This window comes from Kitasatospora sp. NPDC001539, from assembly GCF_040298565.1.
GTDB lineage: Bacteria > Actinomycetota > Actinomycetes > Streptomycetales > Streptomycetaceae > Kitasatospora.
The window spans coordinates 1-17,384 of record NZ_JBEPAK010000150.1; the positions used below are offsets into that span (position 1 = coordinate 1).

Consider the following 17,384-nt stretch of genomic DNA (forward strand, 5'->3'; position numbering starts at 1 on the left):
GCGCCGCCCCCCCCCCGGGGGGGGCCCCGCGCTGTCGCGGTCCGCGGTCGTTTCCGGGGGCGCTTCCAGGGACGCCTCGGGGAACGTTTCGGGAGACGGTCCCGCACCGACGGCTGGTGCTGGTGCTGGTGCTGGTGCTGGTGCCGGTGCGGGACCGGACGCGGGCGTCGGTGCCGGCGCGGGCGCCGGAGCGCTCCTTGCTGCGGACGAGGGCGCGCGGGAGACCGGCGAGGCCGAGGGGGCCGACGCGGGCGAGGAACCGGAGGAGGAATCCGGTCGCTCGCGGTCGCGGGACCTGCTGCTGCTGGTCGGCATCTGCCTGGGTGCGCTGCTCCTGGTGAACGCCTTCGTCGCCCGTCCGTTCACGGTGCCCTCCGGTTCGATGGAGGACACCCTGCGGCCCGGTGACCGGCTGATCGCCAACCAACTGGCCTACGCCTTCGGCGGCCACCCCCGACGGGGCGACGTCGTGGTCTTCGACGGGACGGGCTCCTTCCTCCCGGAACCGGCCGAGCCGCCGGGCTTCTGGGACGACCTGCGTTCGCTCGGCCGGGACCTCGGCCTGGCCCCCGCCGGGAACACCGTCTACGTCAAGCGCGTGATCGGCATCGGCGGGGACCGGGTGACCAGCACCGGCCCCGGCAAGCCGATCACGGTCAACGGCGTGCCGCTGGACGAGACCTCCTACCTGGCACCCGGAGACGAGCCCTCCCAGGTGGCCTTCGACATCGTGGTGCCGACCGGCAAGCTGTTCGTGCTGGGGGACCACCGGAGCGCCTCCCGGGACTCGCGCGACCACCTCGGCGAGCCCGGCGGCGGCTTCGTGCCCGAGGACGAGGTGATCGGACGGGCGGACTGGGTGGTCTACCCGTTCTCCCGCTGGACCGGCCTCGACCGGCCCGCGGCCTTCGCCGCGATTGCGGGGACGGGTGGTCATGGGGACCAGGGGTAGGGGGCGGGTCGCCGCCCGGTCGGCCCCGGAGCCGGGTGACGGCGGACCGGACGGAGCCGGGCCCGGTCCGGTGGCGCCGGTCCGCGGCCGCGCCGAGCGCCGCCGCAGCGCCCGCCGGGCGGCCCGGCGGCGCAAGCGCTCGCTGCTGCGCGAGTTCCCGATGATCATTCTGGTGGCCCTGCTGGTGGCGCTGCTGATGAAGACCTTCCTGATCCAGGTGTTCGTGATCCCGTCGGGCTCGATGGAGCAGACCATCCGGGTCGGCGACCGGGTGCTGGTGGACAAGTTGACCCCCTGGTTCGGCAGCGAGCCGCAGCGCGGCGACGTCGTGGTGTTCAAGGACCCGGGCGGCTGGCTCGAGGACGATCGCAAGCCGTCCACCGACGGTCCGGTCCTGGGTGCGGCCAAGCAGGTGCTCACCTTCGTCGGACTGCTGCCGTCCGAGAACGAGCAGGACCTGATCAAGCGCGTCATCGGCGTCGGCGGGGACACCGTCGAGTGCTGTGACCCGCAGGGACGGCTCAGTGTCAACGGCCGCGCGGTGGAGGAGCCGTACCTGGCACCGGGCAACCCGCCGTCCCGGCAGCCCTTCAAGGTGACGGTGCCGAAGGGGCGTCTGTGGGTCATGGGCGACCACCGGGACGTCTCCGCCGACTCCCGGTTCCACATGGGCAATCCGGGCCAGGGCACCATCCCGCTGAGCGGGGTGGTCGGCCGTGCGTTCGTGATCGCCTGGCCGCTGGACCGCTTCCATCAACTCGATGAGCCGAGTTCACTCTCCTCCCTCGCCGGGGCTCCGCAGCCCGGCGGAACTGCGGCGAAATCGATGGGCGTTGGGCCGGTTCCTCTGGAACCTCCGCTCGTTATGGGTGTGTTGGGCATCCTTCCGTTCGTCGTTCGCCGGCCGAGGCGGCCTCCCGAGTGAGTCGCTTCCGCTGGTGAAGGGCCGGACCACGCGTGTGGAACCGCGAGCCGGATGCCCGGGAGTGATAGAGAAGTGCAGGTGCGGCCGGGATCCCCGGCTGTGCGCCGCAGCCGCGTCGGTGTCAGGGGAGCCCCTTGTGGGCAGCCCTGATGCGTTCACGGTCGTGGCGAGCGTGGTGCCCGCTGTGCGGCACTCTGAACGCGGGCGCGCGGGCGTCCGCACAGCAGGGAGGAGACGTTGTGGGGGATTTGGTGATCGGCGCCCGCGCGGGCGCCGGGGAACCCGAGGGCTCGGGCGGTGGCCGGGTGACCCGGTCCGCCGACTCCTCGGCGCCTTCGCCCGCGGTCGACGACTCGACCGCCAAGACCGCGGACGGGCACGGCACCGGAGCGGAGGACTCCTCGGAGCCCCAGCGGCCGGGGACCGAGCCGGCGGACGAGTCGGAGTCGGAGGCTCCGGCCAAGCCTCGCAAGCAGCGCTCCTTCCTGAAGGAGCTGCCGATCCTGGTCGGCATCGCGCTGATCCTCGCGCTGGTGATCAAGACCTTCTTCGTCCAGGCGTTCTCCATTCCGTCGGAGTCGATGCAGAACACTCTGCAGGTCGGCGACCGCGTCCTGGTGGACAAGCTGACGCCCTGGTTCGGGGCCGAGCCCGAGCGCGGTGAGGTCGTGGTGTTCCACGACCCGGGCGGCTGGCTGAACGACGAGCCGACCCAGCAGAGCGGCAACTCCTTCGTCCGCGGTGTCCAGGACGTGCTCAGCTTCGTCGGCCTGATGCCCTCCGCCAACGAGAAGGACCTGATCAAGCGGGTCATCGCGGTCGGCGGGGACACCGTCGAGTGCAAGGGCGACGGGCCGGTCAAGGTCAACGGTGTCGCGCTCAACGAGCCGTACGTCTACCAGGGCAACACCCCCTGCGGGACGCAGCCCTTCGGCCCCGTGAAGGTGCCCAAGGGCCGGATCTGGGTGATGGGCGACCACCGCGCCGACTCGCTGGACTCGCGCTTCCACATGGACCAGCCCGGTGGCGGGACGGTGCCGGTGGACAACGTCATCGGGCGCGCCTTCGTGGTGGCCTGGCCGATCGACCACTGGTCGACGCTTCCGGTGCCCGACACCTACGACCAGAAGGGGCTGGCGGCGGCCTTGCCGGTGGCGCCTCCCGTGGCCGGTGCGGTGGGTGCCGTCGCGCTGCTTCCGCTGGTGCGTCGGGTTCGGACCCGGGCCGACCGCCGGAAGGAGTCCTGAGCTCCACCGGGTCGCCGCAAGCTCTTGCGCGGGCCGTGGTACCGACGAGTAATCTGCTCGGACGTGCCACGGCCCGTCGGCGTTCCCGCCCGAGCCACCGGCGTGCCAGTGGTCTTGTCCGGTCGGTCAGAGGTGGACGGTGTCGATGAGCAGTGTCGTGGAACAGCCGGCCGACAGACCGGCCGCGCCCGTGCGGCTCCGCCGGGGGCCCGCCGCGGTGCTGCAGGGCGTGGCGCTCGCGCTCGGGCTGGTGCTGATGATCGGCGGCTTCGCCCTGATCGCGGTCGACTACCGGCCGTACAAGATCCCCACGGCCTCCATGCACCCGACCCTCCAGGCAGGGGACACCGTGCTCGCCCGCAAGGTGGGCGGCGGCACCATCGGCCGGGGTGACGTGGTGGTCTTCCGTGACCAGGCCTGGGGCGGCGAGCTCATGGTCAAGCGGGTGGTTGCGGTCGGCGGGGACACCGTCGCCACCACCAGCGCCGGGAGCGACCAGCGGCTGACGGTCAACGGACAGCCGGTGGACGAGCCGTACCTCGCGGCCCAAGGCCGCCAGGGCGAGTCGTTCAGCGTGACGGTGCCGCAGGGCCGGCTGTTCCTGCTCGGCGACAACCGGGTCGGCTCGCTCGACTCCCGCACCCACCTGGAGGTCGACGGCGGGACCGTCCCGGCCGCCGAGGTCGAGGCCAGGGTCGAGGCCACCCTGCAGCCCTTCGGCCGGATGGGCCTGCTCGAGCGCACCACGGCCTTCGATTCCTTCCCGGGCCCGAAGGCCGGCTCGCCCGGGCCGCTGGAGCCGGCGGCCTACGCCAGCGTTGCGGGCGCGGCGCTGATCGTCGTGACCTCCGTGGTGGGCGGGGTGGCGGGCCTGGCCCGCCGGTTCCGCCGGGGGCGCAGCACCTGAGCGGGGCCGTCGCCGGCCGGGCCGCTCTGGCGAACATCGCCCCGGACGGCCGCGCCGGGTGGCAGGATCGTTAGCGCCACCGATGCGTACGGAAGGAGCGTGGAGCGCTGCCATGACAGCACAGCGTCGCAGGGCGGCGCGGATCCTCCTGCTGGACGGGCTGGACCGCATCCTCCTCTTCCTGGGGACCGATCCGGCCGTGCCCGGAGAGGCGTGGTGGTTCACGCCCGGAGGCGGCTTGGAGCCGGGGGAGGACGTGCGCGAGGCAGCCGAGCGGGAACTCGCGGAGGAGACCGGTCTGCGGGGAGTGGACCTGGGGCCCTTGGTGGCGTACGGCACGGTGTCGTTCTCCTTTCAGGGGCAGCGCTACGAGCAGGAGCAGTGGTTCCACCTGGCCCGGACCACGGAGACGGATCTGGATCACTCGGGAATGGGCGAGGACGAACACGCCCAGCTGCTCGCGGCGCGCTGGTGGACGGTCGAGGAACTGAGAGGGACCACCGAGACGGTCTATCCGGCCGGACTGGCGGACTTCCTCGGGCGACTGCTGGCGCAGGGCCCGCCGGTCGAACCGGTACGGCTCTGAGCGGGGGTGCGGTGGTCCACAATGGGTGGACGTGACAAGTTGAGGGGACGCCTGGATGAGTGCCGAAGATCTCGAGAAGTACGAGACCGAGATGGAGCTCAAGCTCTACCGGGAGTACCGGGACGTCGTCGGCCTGTTCAAGTACGTGATCGAGACCGAGCGACGGTTCTACCTCACCAACGACTACGAGCTGCAGGTGCACTCGGTCCAGGGCGAGGTGTTCTTCGAGGTGTCGATGGCGGATGCGTGGGTCTGGGACATGTACCGGCCGGCCCGGTTCGTCCGCAAGGTCCGGGTGCTGACCTTCAAGGACGTGAACATCGAGGAACTCGCGAAGAGCGATCTGGAGCTGCCCTCGGACGAGTCCGGCTTCGGGAACTGACGTTGGACGACTCCGTCCCGCGTTGTCCAGCCGAATTTCGGGCGAAGGGGGCTTCTCACCCCTGCGGGTGACAAAAGTTATCCACAGGCCCGAGTTATCCACAGGGAACCGGAATTCTCCGGCTCCGTCGCGCACGGTGGTGCAGCCTCCTCGGCGGAGGTGGTCACCGTGCAGAACACCATCGTGCAGGACCAGGCCGTGCCGAACACGGCCGCAGTCGGGCCGGACACCGGGAAGAGCCCGGAGCGCAGCACCAACAACGGGCTCGGCCGCTACGGGGAGCGGGTCGCCGCCCGCTGGCTCGCGGAGGCCGGGCTCCGCATCCTGGACCGCAACTGGCGCTGCGCCGAGGGCGAGCTGGACATCGTCGCCCTCGACGGCGACACGGTGGCGGTCTGCGAGGTGAAGACCCGCTCCGAGCGGGGTTTCCAGCAACCCAGCGAGGCCATCGACCGGGTCAAGGCCGCCCGGCTCCAGCGCCTCGCCGAGCGCTGGATGGCCGAACGGTGGCCCGGTCACTTCGCCCGGCTCGCCGGGCCCGGGTACGACCCCGGGCCCGCGGATCCGCAATGGCCTCCCGCCCCACCGGGCGGAGTGCGGATCGATCTGGTGGCCGTGGTCAACCGGGCGCGGGGTGCGGCCCTGGTCGACCACCTGCGGGGGGTGGTCTGAGATGGCCTTCGCCCGAACCTGTTCCGTCGCCCTCGTCGGGGTCGACGGGGTGATCGTCGAGGTGCAGGCCGATCTGGAGCCCGGGGTGGCCGCGTTCACCCTGGTCGGCCTGCCCGACAAGGCGCTCACCGAGGCCCGCGACAGGGTCCGCGCCGCGGTCTGCAACAGCGGGGAGCCCTGGCCGCAGCGCAAGCTGACCGTCGGCCTCAGCCCCGCCTCGGTGCCCAAGAGCGGCAGCGGCTTCGACCTCGCGGTGGCCTGCGCGGTGCTGGCCGCCGCCGAGCGGCTCGACCCGTCGTCCATCGCGGACCTGCTGCTCATCGGCGAACTCGGGCTGGACGGCCGGGTGCGGCCGGTCCGCGGAGTGCTGCCGTCGGTGCTGGCCGCCGCCGACGCCGGGTACGAACGGGTCGTGGTCGCCGAACAGACCGCACCCGAGGCCTCGCTCGTCCCCGGGGTGACGGTGATCGGCGTCCGGAGCCTGCGCCAGCTGGTCGCCATCCTGACCGGGGCGACGGAGCCGGAGGAGCCGCCCGACCCGATCGGCGGCCGGCCGGATCCGCTGATGGCCGGCCTGATGCTGCCCACTGCCGGCGTCCGGGGCCTGCCGGACGACCGGGCGCTCCGCCTCGACATGGCCGACGTGGCCGGCCAGTACGAGGCGCGGCGGGCGCTGGAGATCGCCGCCGCCGGAGGACACCACCTCTACCTGAAGGGCCCTCCCGGTGCCGGAAAGACGATGCTGGCGGAGCGGCTGCCCTCGTTGCTCCCGCCACTGACCCAGAAGGAGGCGCTGGAGGTCACCGCCGTCCACTCCGTGGCGGGCCTGCTCCCCGCCGGGCGCCCTCTGATCGACACCGCGCCCTACTGCGCCCCGCACCACTCCACCACCATGCCGGCGATCGTCGGCGGCGGCAGCGGCCTGCCGAGACCGGGTGCGGTCTCGCTGGCCCATCGGGGCGTGCTCTTCCTGGACGAGGCGCCGGAATTCCCGGTGCGGGTGCTCGACGCGCTGCGCCAGCCGCTGGAATCGGGCGAAGTGGTGATCGCCCGATCGGCCGGCTCGCTCCGCCTCCCGGCCCGCTTCCTCCTCTGTCTGGCCGCCAACCCCTGCCCGTGCGGCCGGTACTCACGGCGGGGCGAGGGCTGCGAGTGCACGCCCGCGATGGTCAGCCGCTACCAGGGGCGGCTCTCCGGCCCCTTGCTGGACCGGGTCGACCTCCAGGTCCAGGTCGCCCCGGTGACCAGGGCCGAACTGATGGAACGGGACGTCACGGCGGAGAGCACCGAGACCGTCGCGGCCCGGGTGCTGGCCGCGCGGGAGCGGGCGGCCGCCCGGCTGGAGCACACCCCGTGGCGGACCAACGCGGAGGTGCCGGGCCACGAACTGCGCACCCGGTGGCAGCTCGGTCCGGGCGCGCTCAACGACGTCGCGCGCCAGCTGGAACGCGGACTGCTGACCGCCCGAGGCCTGGACCGGGTGCTCCGGGTCGCCTGGACGGTCGCCGATCTGGCCGGCCGGGACCGGCCGGACCGGCGGGACGTGCGCACCGCCCTGGTGATGCGCACCGGGGTCGAGCAGGGGTTGCCGCTGACCGAACGCCCCTTCGGCCGGCTCGGGTCCGTACCGGCCCAGCGCCGGAGCGGCCCTGACGACTGGCCACCCGAGCCCGGACAGCCACCGGCCGACGAGGAGGAGGCGGCGTGAACCAGCTGTTGAGGAACCCTCAAGCACCCCGTGCGGGTGAGCCCGGCACCGGCGTGCCGCCGGGCACGGCAACGGCTTCCGGCGGCACGCCCGCAGCCGACTCCGAGCGCCTCGCCCGGGTACTTCTCACCCGGCTCACCGAACCGGGGGACGCCGTGGTCGGGCGCTGGCTCGGGCAGCTGCCCGCTGCCGACGTGGTCCGGGCGATCCGGGCGGGTACCGTCCCCGAGCACCCCGGGCTGGACGCCGCTCGGCTGGCCGCCTACCAGGCGCGGCTCCCGGGCCTCGATCCGTTGGACGACCTGAACCGGGTACGAGCCGTCGGCGGACGCTTCATCATTCCGGGGGACACGGAATGGCCGAGTCAACTGGACGACCTGGGCGACGGACGCCCGATCGGGCTGTGGACCGCCGGCACCGGTTCGCTCCGGCTGCTCGCCCTGCGCTCGGTCGCGGTGGTGGGCTCCCGGGCGTGCACCGCCTACGGCGCCCACGTCGCGGGGGAGCTGTCGGCCCAACTGGCCGAGCGCGGCTGGGTGGTGGTCTCCGGAGCGGCTTACGGGATCGACGCAGCCGCCCACCGCGGGGCGCTCGCCGTCGGCGGGATGACCATCGGCGTCCTCGCCTGCGGGGTCGACGTGGCGTACCCGAAGGGCAACACCGAACTGATCCGACGGATCGGTGCCCAGGGACTCCTGGTCAGCGAACTCCCGCCGGGGGAGCACCCGAACCGCTTCCGCTTCGTGCTCCGCAACCGCGTCATCGCGGCGCTCACCCGGGGCACGGTGGTGGTCGAGGCGGCCGTGCGCAGCGGCGCGCTGAGCACCGCGAGACGGGCGCGGGACCTCAACCGCCACACCATGGGCGTCGCCGGCCCGGTCACCTCGGAGCTCTCCGCCGGGGTGCACGCCCTGATCCGCAGCGGCAGCGCCACGCTCGTCACCGACGCGGCCGAGATCACCGAGCTGATCGGTGCGATCGGCGATGACCTGGCGCCGGAGCGCAGTGGGCCGGTGCTCCCGCGGGACCTGCTGGAGCCCGGGGTGGCCCGGGTGCTGGAGGCCGTCCCCGCCACGGCGGACGGAGCCCCGGTCGAACGGCTGGCCCGCCTGTCGGGGCTCCCGCCGGACGAAGCCCTCCAACGCCTCTACGAGTTGAGCGCCCTCGGTTACGTGGAGCGGCACGGAGCGCACTGGCGCGCGGTACGGAGGAGGAACTGACCGTCGGAGAGGGGAACGCGCGTGCGCCGGGCGCCGGTACGGGACGGCCCCGCTGACCTGCTGATCCGGTTCTTCCGTTCGTGTGGCCGGATCCGGTGGGCGAACGCCACCGGATCGAGGGACGACCGGGTGGCGGTAGCGCTTTGCAGCGAGTCGGTCACGCTACGCTCCACATGCCTTCCCTATCAGCACATGACTCGGCAGAACGGCGCAGACCAACGTATGCCCACACACATTCCCGGACACAGAGTGACCGGTGGCGCCCGGTCCTCGGGAGGGCCGCGGACCGAGCGGCGACCCGCGACCGAGTTCCCGTCCAAGCCGGCGGGAACCATGGGAGGCCTGTCGCGCCAGGGCGGCCGGCCGGCGGTGGTGCCGGGCCAGCCCGCGGACGCGGCCCGCGGAACCGAGCCGCCCCCCGGCAACGGGACGGCCGGTGAGGCGGGCGCGCGCCCCGGCGTGCCCGCCGACCGCGCGCCCCGGCCGCCCGGCGGCACTCCCTCCCCGGACGCCACGCCCCCACCCGAGGAGGCCGCACCCCCGCCCGAGGACGCAGCGCTCCCCGCAGACGCTGCGCCACCGCCGGGCGCCGCACCACCGCCCGGCCCTGTCCCCCCGCCCGCGACCGTCCCTCCGCCCGGCGCCGTCCCCCCGCCCGGGACCGTCCCTCCGTCCGGCGCCGTTCCCTCGCCCGGCACCGCGGGGCGCAGTGCGCTCCAAGAGCTCTGGCGCTCCTACAAGGAGACCGGCGATCAGCGGCTGCGCGAACAGCTGATCCTGCACTACTCACCACTCGTCAAGTACGTCGCGGGCCGGGTCGGGGTCGGTCTGCCCTCCAACGTCGAGCAGGCCGACTTCGTCTCCTCCGGGGTCTTCGGGCTGATCGACGCCATCGAGAAGTTCGACATCGACCGCGCGATCAAGTTCGAGACCTACGCGATCAGCCGGATCCGCGGCGCGATCATCGACGAACTGCGCGCCCTGGACTGGATCCCGCGATCGGTGCGGCAGAAGGCGAAGGCCGTCGAACGGACGTACGCGACGCTGGAGGCGCGGCTGCGCCGGACGCCGCACGATCCCGAGGTCGCGGCCGAGATGGGCATCGCGATCGAGGACCTGCACGCGATCTTCAGCCAACTGTCGCTCGCCAACGTCGTGGCCCTGGACGAGCTGCTGCACCCGGTGGGCGAGGGCGGCGACCGGCTGAGCCTGATGGACACCCTGGAGGACCACGGCGCGGACGACCCGGTCGAGGTGGCCGAGGACCGCGAGCTGCGCAGACTGCTGGCCCAGGCGATCAACACCCTCCCCGAGCGGGAGAAGACCGTGGTGACGCTCTACTACTACGAAGGCCTCACCCTCGCCGAGATCGGACAGGTGCTCGGGGTGACGGAGAGCCGGGTGAGCCAGATCCACACCAAGTCCGTGCTGCAACTGCGCGCCAAGCTCTCGGACGTCCGGTAGCGCGCGCCGGAACCGCCGGACGGCCCCGCACTCCGTTCGAAAGCGCGGCACCGTACCGGCCATGGACACCGCTCCGTACAGTTGGTGCGTGCCGAAGATCCGAGCTGCCACCGTGGCCGAGCATCGTCAGCTGCAGCGGGCAGCCCTCCTGGACGCTGCCCGCGCCCTTCTCACCGAGGGTGGCATGGAGGCCCTGACCTTCCCCGCGCTCGCGTCACGCACCGGGCTGGCGCGCTCCTCGGTCTACGAGTACTTCCGCTCCCGCGCCGCCGTGGTCGAGGCGCTCTGCGAGGTGGACTTCCCGCTCTGGGCGGCCGAGATCGAGGCCGGGATGGCGAGCTGCGACACCGCCGCCGAGCGGATCGAGGCGTATGTCCGGGGCCAGCTGGCGTTGGCCGCCGACCCGAGGCACCGCGCGGTCGTGGCCATCTCGGCCCTGGAGCTGGACGAGGCCGCGCGCGAGCGCATCCGAGCGGCACACGGCCGACTCGTCGGTCCGGTCGTCCAGGCGCTGGAGGAACTCGGTCACGAGCAGCCCCGGCTGGCCGCGGCGCTGTTGCAGGGGATCGTGGAGGCGGCCGTCCGCCGGTCCGAGCAGCCGGCCGGGGGAGACCGCCCGGGGTGCCCGACTGAGGCCACCGCCACCGAGACCTCCCGGGCCATCGCCGACGCCGCCGTCGCCCTGGCGCTGCACGGCCTCTCCCGGACCTGAGCCGTCGGCCGAGCCTGAGCCGCCGACCGGGTCTGGGCTCGCCCGCCCCGGCTGGCCGCCGTCCACGCCGCCCAGCGGCAGCAGCCGCGCCGCGCCGACGCCGAGCAGGGCCAGTGGGTCGAGGTACCGGTGCCCGCGCAGCAGCCCCCAGTGCAGGCAGTCCCTGGTGCCGCAGTGCCGTCCGTCGGAGCTGAGCCGCCCGATCACCTGGCCGGCGGATACGGCGGTACCGGGCGGGAGGGTGCCGATGACCGGCAGATAGGTGGTGCGGAGCGCGGGCTCCCCGGATCCGGGGTGGGAGACGGTCACGACCGGCCGCCCCGCCACCAGCCCGGAGAACAGGACCACCCCGGCAGCGGCCGCCCGTACCTCGGCCCCGGGCTCGGCGGTAAGGTCCACTCCCCGGTGCCCGGCTGCCCAGGGCTTCGCCGGCGGCTCGAACCGTGCCAGCACGCCACCCGGCCCACCCACCGGCCAGGCCCGCGCCGCCGCGAGGCCCCCGGAACCCACGAGGCCCCCGCCACCCGCGCCGGCCCCGCCACTCGGACCGACCCCAAAGCCTCCAGCGCCCCGAGGGCCCCGAGCGGCAAGGCCGACCGCGTCCGCGCTCCCCGGACACCCGAGCACCGCTGTCAGCACCACCGCCAGCGCCAGCGCCAGCACCCGCGCCGCCCCGGCGAGCGCGGCGACCACCCCCGGCGACCCCCGCGTTCCACCGCACACCCCAACGCGCGTCCCCGCGCACATGCCATCGCGCAGCTCCCCGCACACCTCACCGCACCCAGTCATGCGCCGAGGCTCTTGCCGGTGCCCGCCCCGCACCACCCCCGTTCGGAAATCTGTGGACAAACCCCCCACTCCCGGCCGCCATCACTCAGACGGGTGTACGGATCCCGCCATCCGGTGTACAACCGGCATACGGGCACCGATCCGCGGGCAGGCAGCCGACCAGTACCCACCCGGCGCACACTCCCCGTGCCGCCGCCCCGGACCAGAGGCCGTCCGCGAGTCCGGCCCCGGGCCATCCCCGACCATCCCCGGGCCGCCCCCAGGCCGCACACGGGCCGCCCGCAGGCCGTCCGCTGCCCTGCGACGCTCGTGAAGTCGCTCGCCGCTCGGCGCTTCCCGTACACTTCACACGCGACCCGGTCCACTGGGTCGACTTCGCACGCCCCGCCACCGGTGGTCGGACGCGGTTCTCCGCGGCCCCGCCAGGTGCGAGTGCCGCTCGGTCCGCCGAGCCCGACCGGTCCCCGGACCGAGCGGGTGGAAGCGGCTCGGCACGTTCGGGGCGTCAGGCGTGGCTGTCACCTGGCCGCCACGGACAAAACCGAGCCTGACCCGGCCGTGGGCGAACGCCCGAGGGGAACCCCCAAGGGAACGCCGCAGCCGGGCCGTAACACCTGAGGAGCACGGCAATGGCCGTCGTCACGATGCGGGAGCTGCTGGAGAGCGGCGTCCACTTCGGTCACCAGACCCGCCGCTGGAACCCGAAGATGAAGCGCTTCATCATCACCGAGCGCAACGGCATCTACATCATCGACCTGCTGCAGTCGCTGAACTACATCGACCGCGCCTTCGAGTTCATCAAGGAGACCGTTGCCCACGGCGGCAGCGTCCTCTTCGTCGGCACGAAGAAGCAGGCCCAGGAGGCCATCGCCGAGCAGGCCACCCGCGTGGGCATGCCCTACGTGAACCAGCGCTGGCTCGGCGGCATGCTGACCAACTTCTCGACCGTCTACAAGCGTCTGCAGCGCCTCAAGGAGCTCGGCGAGCTGGACTTCTCGGACGTGGCCGGCTCCGGCCTCACCAAGAAGGAGCTCCTGGTCCTCCAGCGCGAGCACGACAAGCTGGAGAAGACCCTCGGCGGTATCCGCGACATGCAGCGCGTTCCCAGCGCCGTCTGGATCGTGGACACCAAGAAGGAGCACATCGCGGTCGGCGAGGCCCGGAAGCTCAACATCCCGGTCGTCGCCATCCTCGACACCAACTGCGACCCGGACGAGGTCGACTACAAGATCCCGGGCAACGACGACGCGATCCGCTCCGTCACCCTGCTGACCCGCGTGATCGCCGACGCCGTGGCCGAGGGCCTGAAGGCCCGCGCCGGTGTCGCCAAGGGCGACGCCAAGGCCGAGCCGGGCGCCGACCAGCCGCTGGCCGACTGGGAGAAGGACCTCATCGAGGGCGAGAAGAAGGCCGACGAGGCCGCCCCCGCCGCCGAGGCCGAGGCCGCCCCCGCCGCCGAGGCGCCGGCCGAGCAGGCCTGACGTACCAAGGGTGAGGGGCACCGGCCGGTACCAAGCCGGCAGGTGCCCCTCTCTCCCGCGCCGGGACCGAACCACCGGTCCCGGCGCCACCCCACGCAGACACGCGAGACGCGAGAAGAGATTCACACCATGGCGAACTTCACCGCCGCGGACGTCAAGAAGCTCCGTGAGCTCACCGGCGCCGGCATGATGGACTGCAAGAAGGCCCTGGACGAGGCCGAGGGCAACGTCGAGAAGGCCGTCGAGCTCCTGCGCATCAAGGGCCAGAAGGGCGTTGCCAAGCGCGAGGGCCGTGACGCCTCCAACGGCGCCGTCGCCGCGCTGATCGCCGAGGACAAGAAGTCCGGCGTCCTGGTCGAGCTGAACTGCGAGACCGACTTCGTCGCCAAGGGTGACAACTTCGTCAAGGTCGCCGACGCGATCGCCGCCCACGTCGCCAAGTCCGCCCCGGCCGACCTGGACGCCGCCCTGGCCTCCGAGATCGAGCCCGGCAAGACCGTCCAGCAGTTCGTGGACGAGGCCAACGCGACCCTGGGCGAGAAGATCGTCTTCCGTCGCTTCGCCCAGTTCGACGGTGACGGCTTCGTCGCGGTCTACCTGCACAAGACCAGCCCCGACCTGCCGCCGGCCGTCGGCGTCCTGGTCGAGCTGGACAAGGAGAACGCCGAGGTCGCCAAGGACGTCGCGCAGCACATCGCCGCCTTCGCTCCGAAGTTCCTGTCCCGCGACGAGATCCCGGCCGAGGTCCTGGAGAGCGAGGCCCGCGTCGCCGAGGCCACCGCTCGCGAGGAGGGCAAGCCCGAGGCCGCTCTGGAGAAGATCGTCCAGGGCCGCGTCACCGGCTTCGTCAAGGAGAACGCCGCCCTGGAGCAGGCGTTCGCCAAGGACAACAAGAAGACCGTCGCCAAGGTCCTCGAGGAGAACGGCGTCACCCTCAAGCGCTTCGCCCGCTTCCGCGTCGGCGCCTGAGTCACGTTCCACCTGGTCCCCGGCCCCCTTAGGCTGGGAACCGCCCCCGCCCGCTGACCAGGGCGGGCGGAACGCCGAACGGGCTCACCCAGCGCCAACCGTCCATGGGCGGGCCGCTTCGGCACCATGAACGACGAGGAGGCCATTGCCGTGCAGGACACCGAACCGGTTCCCGCGGCAGTGGCCTCCTCGCGTGTACGCGCAGGCCGGGTACCCGCACACCCAGGCCTGTGAGCCAGCAGGTGCAAAAAGGAGAAGTCCATGCAGGAGACGCAGGAGACCGCGCAGGACCCCCAGGCGGGCTCGCGCCGCCGGGTGCTGCTCAAGCTGTCCGGTGAAGCCTTCGCCGGTGGCGGCGGGCTCGGCGTCGACCCGGACGTCGTGCACGCGATCGCCCGGGAGATCGCCACGGTCGTCCGCGCCGGCACCGAGGTCGCGGTGGTCATCGGCGGCGGCAACTTCTTCCGGGGCGCCGAGCTGCAGGTCCGCGGCATGGACCGGGCCCGCTCGGACTACATGGGCATGCTCGGCACCGTCATGAACTGCCTGGCGCTGCAGGACTTCCTGGTCAAGGAGGGCATCGAGACCCGGGTCCAGACCGCCATCACCATGGGTCAGGTGGCCGAGCCGTACCTGCCGCTGCGGGCCGTCCGGCACCTGGAGAAGGGCCGTGTGGTGATCTTCGGCGCCGGTATGGGCATGCCGTACTTCTCCACCGACACCACGGCCGTCCAGCGCGCCCTGGAGATCCACGCCGACGTCCTGCTGATGGGCAAGAACGGCGTGGACGGCGTCTACGACTCCGACCCGCGGACCAACCCCGACGCGGTCAAGTTCGACGCGCTGGAGTACTCCGAGGTCATCGCGCGCGACCTCAAGGTCGCCGACCTCACCGCGATCACGCTGTGCAAGGACAACAACCTCCCGATGCTGGTCTTCGAACTGCTGGCGGAGGGCAATATCGCGCGTGCGGTGAAGAGTGAGAAGATCGGCACACTCATCAGCCAGGATTCCGTCCGGGCCTGAGCAGCAACCAGCCGTACGGGACGGCGTCCGCCGCGACCGGCCCCGATGCCGACACCGGTCGGGACAACAGCAGATGAACCGGACAGGGAGACCACAGTGATCGAAGAGACCCTCCTCGAGGCCGAGGAGAAGATGGAGAAGGCCGTTTCCGTCGCCAAGGACGACCTTGCGGCCATCCGCACCGGCCGTGCGCACCCGGCGATGTTCGCCAAGATCGTCGCCGAGTACTACGGCGCCGTGACGCCGATCAACCAGCTGGCCTCGTTCTCGGTGCCGGAGCCCCGGATGGCGGTCGTCTCGCCGTTCGACAAGACCGCCCTGAAGGCGATCGAGCAGGCGATCCGCGACTCCGACCTGGGCGTCAACCCGTCGAACGACGGCTCCATCATCCGGGTGGTGCTGCCCGAGCTGACCGAGGAGCGCCGCCGGGAGTTCATCAAGATCGCCCGGACCAAGGGCGAGGACGCCAAGGTCTCGATCCGTTCGGTGCGCCGCAAGGCCAAGGACGCCATCGACAAGCTGGTGAAGGACGGCGAGGTCGGCGAGGACGACGGCCGTCGCGGTGAGAAGGAGCTCGACGACACCACGGCCAAGTACGTGGCCCTGGTCGACGAGCTGCTGAAGCACAAGGAAGCCGAGCTGCTCGAGGTCTGATGAACGACGCCCCTGACGCCCCTGGCTACTGGGGCCCGTCCGACCAGCAGTTCCAGCCCTACCGCCCGGCGCCGCAGCCGCAGGCACCCCGGCCGTCGGCCCAGCCGGCGCCGGGGTACGGCGAGCACCCGGCGCCGGTCCAGGGACGGCCCGTCCAGGGTCACCCCGTCCACGGACACGGTGCCCAGGGGCACCCCGACCAGGCCCCCCACCGGGGCGTGGCGGGCGCTGCCCCGGGCGGCCCCGACCTCCGTTCGGATCACTCGCAGCAGTCTCCGGTGTACTGGGGCGGCGACGCGGAGGAGACTCAGGTCATGCCTCCCGTCCCGGCCGACCCGGGCCCGCAGCCCGGTGCGCCCGACCGCAGCGGCGACTACGGCGCCCACGGCCCCGACCGCGGCGTCCACGGCCCCGGCCGCGGCGTCCACGGCTCCGACCGCGGCGCCGGCCCGGGCCCGTCGGCACCGCACGGGCCGGCCGCCCCCGGGCAGCCCGCGGCGCAGGGCCGGCCGGGCGGTGGCCCGCTGTTCCGGGACGAGCGGCCCGGAACGGCCCAGCCGGGCGTGACGGAGACGGTCGTGCTGCGCGCGATAGCCGACGACGCCGCCCCCGCCCCCGCCCCCGGCGCCCAGCCGCACCCGGGGGCTCCGGTGCATCCCGCGCCGCCGCAGAGTCACCGGCCGGCCGGGCAGCCCCACTTCGTGCCGTCGTCCCACCCAGGGCAGGAGACTTCCGTGGCCGCCCAGCCCGCCCCGCAGCCGGAGCCGCGCAAGCAGCGCGGCGGCCGTAACCTCCAGGCCGCCATAGGCGTGGGAGTCGGTCTCGGGGCGGTGATCGTCGCCTCGCTGTTCGTGGTGAAGGCGTTGTTCCTGGTCGTCGTGATGGCCGCGGTCGCGGTCGGCGTCTGGGAGCTGACCAGCCGGCTCTCCGAGCGCAAGGAGATCAACGCGCCGGTGGTCCCGCTGGTGGTGGGCGGCGTCGCCATGGTGGCCACCGGCTACTGGTCCGGGGTCCAGTGGGCCGCGGCCTCGCTCGCGCTGACCGGGCTCGCGGTGATGGTCTGGCGGATGGCCGGACCGCCCGAGAACTACCTGCGGGACATAACGGCCGGGGTGTTCACCGCCTTCTACGTGCCGTTCCTGGCCACCTTCGTGGCCATGATGCTGGCGGCCGACGACGGCCCCCAGCGGATCGTGCTCTTCCTGATCGTCACGATCTGCAGCGACACCGGCGCCTACGCCGTGGGCTACAAGTTCGGCCGGAACAAGCTGGCGCCGACGATCAGCCCCGGCAAGACCCGCGAGGGCCTGGCCGGCGGCATCGGCCTGTCGATGCTGGCGGGCGCCGTGCTGATGCAGCTGATCATCGACGGCGGCAGCTGGTGGCAGGGCCTGGTCCTGGGCGGCTGCGCAGCGGTCACCGCGACCCTGGGCGACCTGGGCGAGTCGATGATCAAGCGCGACCTCGGGATCAAGGACATGGGCACGCTGCTGCCCGGCCACGGCGGCATCATGGACCGGCTGGACTCGCTGCTGCCGACCGCCCCGGTGGTCTGGCTGCTGCTGGCCGCCTTCGTCGGCAGCTGACCGGGCCCGGTACGAGCGCTCACCGTGAGGGCCCCGGACGCTGTCCCGCAAGCAGTACACCGACCTCTTCGGCCCCACCGTCGGCGACCGCTTCCACCTCGCCG

The 17,384-nt window shown here is 72.7% G+C and carries 16 protein-coding genes and 2 pseudogenes; 17 read left to right on the plus strand and 1 reads right to left on the minus strand.

Features of this window, described 5'->3' with window-relative positions:
• The first annotated feature begins 304 nt into the window (after window positions 1-304).
• From lepB (ABT247_RS22145) to ABT247_RS22195, 11 genes and pseudogenes are all read left to right on the plus strand, one after another.
• Complete coding sequence (lepB, locus tag ABT247_RS22145; RefSeq protein WP_350744756.1) at window positions 305-952, plus strand: signal peptidase I; 648 nt, start codon at window positions 305-307, stop codon at window positions 950-952.
• 70 nt (window positions 953-1,022) lie between these two features.
• On the plus strand, window positions 1,023-1,877 hold the full coding sequence (gene lepB, locus ABT247_RS22150; RefSeq protein ID WP_350744736.1) for a signal peptidase I: 855 nt from the start codon (window positions 1,023-1,025) through the stop codon (window positions 1,875-1,877).
• A gap of 239 nt (window positions 1,878-2,116) precedes the next feature.
• Window positions 2,117-3,124, plus strand: a complete 1,008-nt coding sequence (gene lepB, locus ABT247_RS22155) for a signal peptidase I (RefSeq protein WP_350744739.1) — start codon at window positions 2,117-2,119, stop codon at window positions 3,122-3,124.
• 145 nt (window positions 3,125-3,269) lie between these two features.
• Window positions 3,270-4,031, plus strand: a complete 762-nt coding sequence (lepB, locus tag ABT247_RS22160) for a signal peptidase I (protein WP_350744740.1) — start codon at window positions 3,270-3,272, stop codon at window positions 4,029-4,031.
• Between the two features lie 112 nt (window positions 4,032-4,143).
• Complete coding sequence (locus ABT247_RS22165) at window positions 4,144-4,617, plus strand: NUDIX hydrolase (RefSeq protein ID WP_350744742.1); 474 nt, start codon at window positions 4,144-4,146, stop codon at window positions 4,615-4,617.
• Between the two features lie 55 nt (window positions 4,618-4,672).
• Window positions 4,673-4,999: a DUF2469 domain-containing protein gene (locus ABT247_RS22170; RefSeq protein ID WP_030056781.1), complete on the plus strand. Its 327-nt coding sequence runs from the start codon at window positions 4,673-4,675 to the stop codon at window positions 4,997-4,999.
• A 168-nt stretch (window positions 5,000-5,167) separates the two neighbouring features.
• The gene (locus ABT247_RS22175) at window positions 5,168-5,671 is read left to right on the plus strand and encodes a YraN family protein (protein WP_350744744.1); all 504 of its coding nucleotides are present in this window, start codon (window positions 5,168-5,170) and stop codon (window positions 5,669-5,671) included.
• 1 nt (window position 5,672) lies between these two features.
• Window positions 5,673-7,379, plus strand: a complete 1,707-nt coding sequence (locus tag ABT247_RS22180) for a YifB family Mg chelatase-like AAA ATPase (RefSeq protein ID WP_350744746.1) — start codon at window positions 5,673-5,675, stop codon at window positions 7,377-7,379.
• 5 nt (window positions 7,380-7,384) lie between these two features.
• Window positions 7,385-8,599 (plus strand): DNA-processing protein DprA, encoded by a 1,215-nt coding sequence (gene dprA, locus ABT247_RS22185; protein ID WP_502892480.1) that lies wholly within the window; start codon window positions 7,385-7,387, stop codon window positions 8,597-8,599.
• 642 nt (window positions 8,600-9,241) lie between these two features.
• Window positions 9,242-10,063, plus strand: a pseudogene (whiG, locus tag ABT247_RS22190) (RNA polymerase sigma factor WhiG); the annotation flags it as partial.
• A gap of 112 nt (window positions 10,064-10,175) precedes the next feature.
• Window positions 10,176-10,775 (plus strand): TetR/AcrR family transcriptional regulator, encoded by a 600-nt coding sequence (locus ABT247_RS22195; protein WP_350744760.1) that lies wholly within the window; start codon window positions 10,176-10,178, stop codon window positions 10,773-10,775.
• A 126-nt stretch (window positions 10,776-10,901) separates the two neighbouring features.
• On the opposite strand, the pseudogene ABT247_RS22200 reads toward ABT247_RS22195, so the two are convergent.
• A pseudogene (locus tag ABT247_RS22200) lies at window positions 10,902-11,564 on the minus strand (peptidoglycan DD-metalloendopeptidase family protein); the annotation flags it as partial.
• Between the two features lie 629 nt (window positions 11,565-12,193).
• On the opposite strand from ABT247_RS22200, the gene rpsB reads away from it, so the two are divergent.
• The 6 genes from rpsB to ABT247_RS22230 form a co-directional block, all read left to right on the plus strand.
• Complete coding sequence (gene rpsB / locus ABT247_RS22205) at window positions 12,194-13,045, plus strand: 30S ribosomal protein S2 (protein WP_350744748.1); 852 nt, start codon at window positions 12,194-12,196, stop codon at window positions 13,043-13,045.
• 129 nt (window positions 13,046-13,174) lie between these two features.
• Entirely contained in the window at window positions 13,175-14,014 is an 840-nt protein-coding gene (gene tsf, locus ABT247_RS22210; protein ID WP_350744750.1) for a translation elongation factor Ts, read from the plus strand.
• A gap of 261 nt (window positions 14,015-14,275) precedes the next feature.
• The gene (gene pyrH / locus ABT247_RS22215) at window positions 14,276-15,040 is read left to right on the plus strand and encodes a UMP kinase (RefSeq protein ID WP_148642763.1); all 765 of its coding nucleotides are present in this window, start codon (window positions 14,276-14,278) and stop codon (window positions 15,038-15,040) included.
• Between the two features lie 96 nt (window positions 15,041-15,136).
• A complete protein-coding gene (gene frr, locus ABT247_RS22220) occupies window positions 15,137-15,694 on the plus strand; it encodes a ribosome recycling factor (protein ID WP_350744752.1) in 558 nt (185 codons plus the stop codon).
• Window positions 15,695-16,008: 314 nt separating this feature from the next.
• Window positions 16,009-17,280, plus strand: coding sequence for a phosphatidate cytidylyltransferase (locus ABT247_RS22225; protein WP_350744754.1), 1,272 nt, complete (start codon window positions 16,009-16,011; stop codon window positions 17,278-17,280).
• Between the two features lie 40 nt (window positions 17,281-17,320).
• Window positions 17,321-17,384 (plus strand): hypothetical protein (locus ABT247_RS22230; RefSeq protein ID WP_350744762.1); only part of this gene is annotated, 64 nt, incomplete at its 3' end.

What these genes read in the sequence shown, in the direction of transcription:
- lepB (WP_350744740.1), top strand. Translation starts at nt 3,270, where the DNA reads ATGAGCAGTGTCGTGGAACAGCCGGCCGACAGACCGGCCGCGCCCGTG.
- ABT247_RS22165 (WP_350744742.1), top strand. Translation starts at nt 4,144, where the DNA reads ATGACAGCACAGCGTCGCAGGGCGGCGCGGATCCTCCTGCTGGACGGG.
- ABT247_RS22170 (WP_030056781.1), top strand. Translation starts at nt 4,673, where the DNA reads ATGAGTGCCGAAGATCTCGAGAAGTACGAGACCGAGATGGAGCTCAAG.
- ABT247_RS22180 (WP_350744746.1), top strand. Translation starts at nt 5,673, where the DNA reads ATGGCCTTCGCCCGAACCTGTTCCGTCGCCCTCGTCGGGGTCGACGGG.
- rpsB (WP_350744748.1), top strand. Translation starts at nt 12,194, where the DNA reads ATGGCCGTCGTCACGATGCGGGAGCTGCTGGAGAGCGGCGTCCACTTC.
- tsf (WP_350744750.1), top strand. Translation starts at nt 13,175, where the DNA reads ATGGCGAACTTCACCGCCGCGGACGTCAAGAAGCTCCGTGAGCTCACC.
- pyrH (WP_148642763.1), top strand. Translation starts at nt 14,276, where the DNA reads ATGCAGGAGACGCAGGAGACCGCGCAGGACCCCCAGGCGGGCTCGCGC.
- ABT247_RS22225 (WP_350744754.1), top strand. Translation starts at nt 16,009, where the DNA reads ATGCCTCCCGTCCCGGCCGACCCGGGCCCGCAGCCCGGTGCGCCCGAC.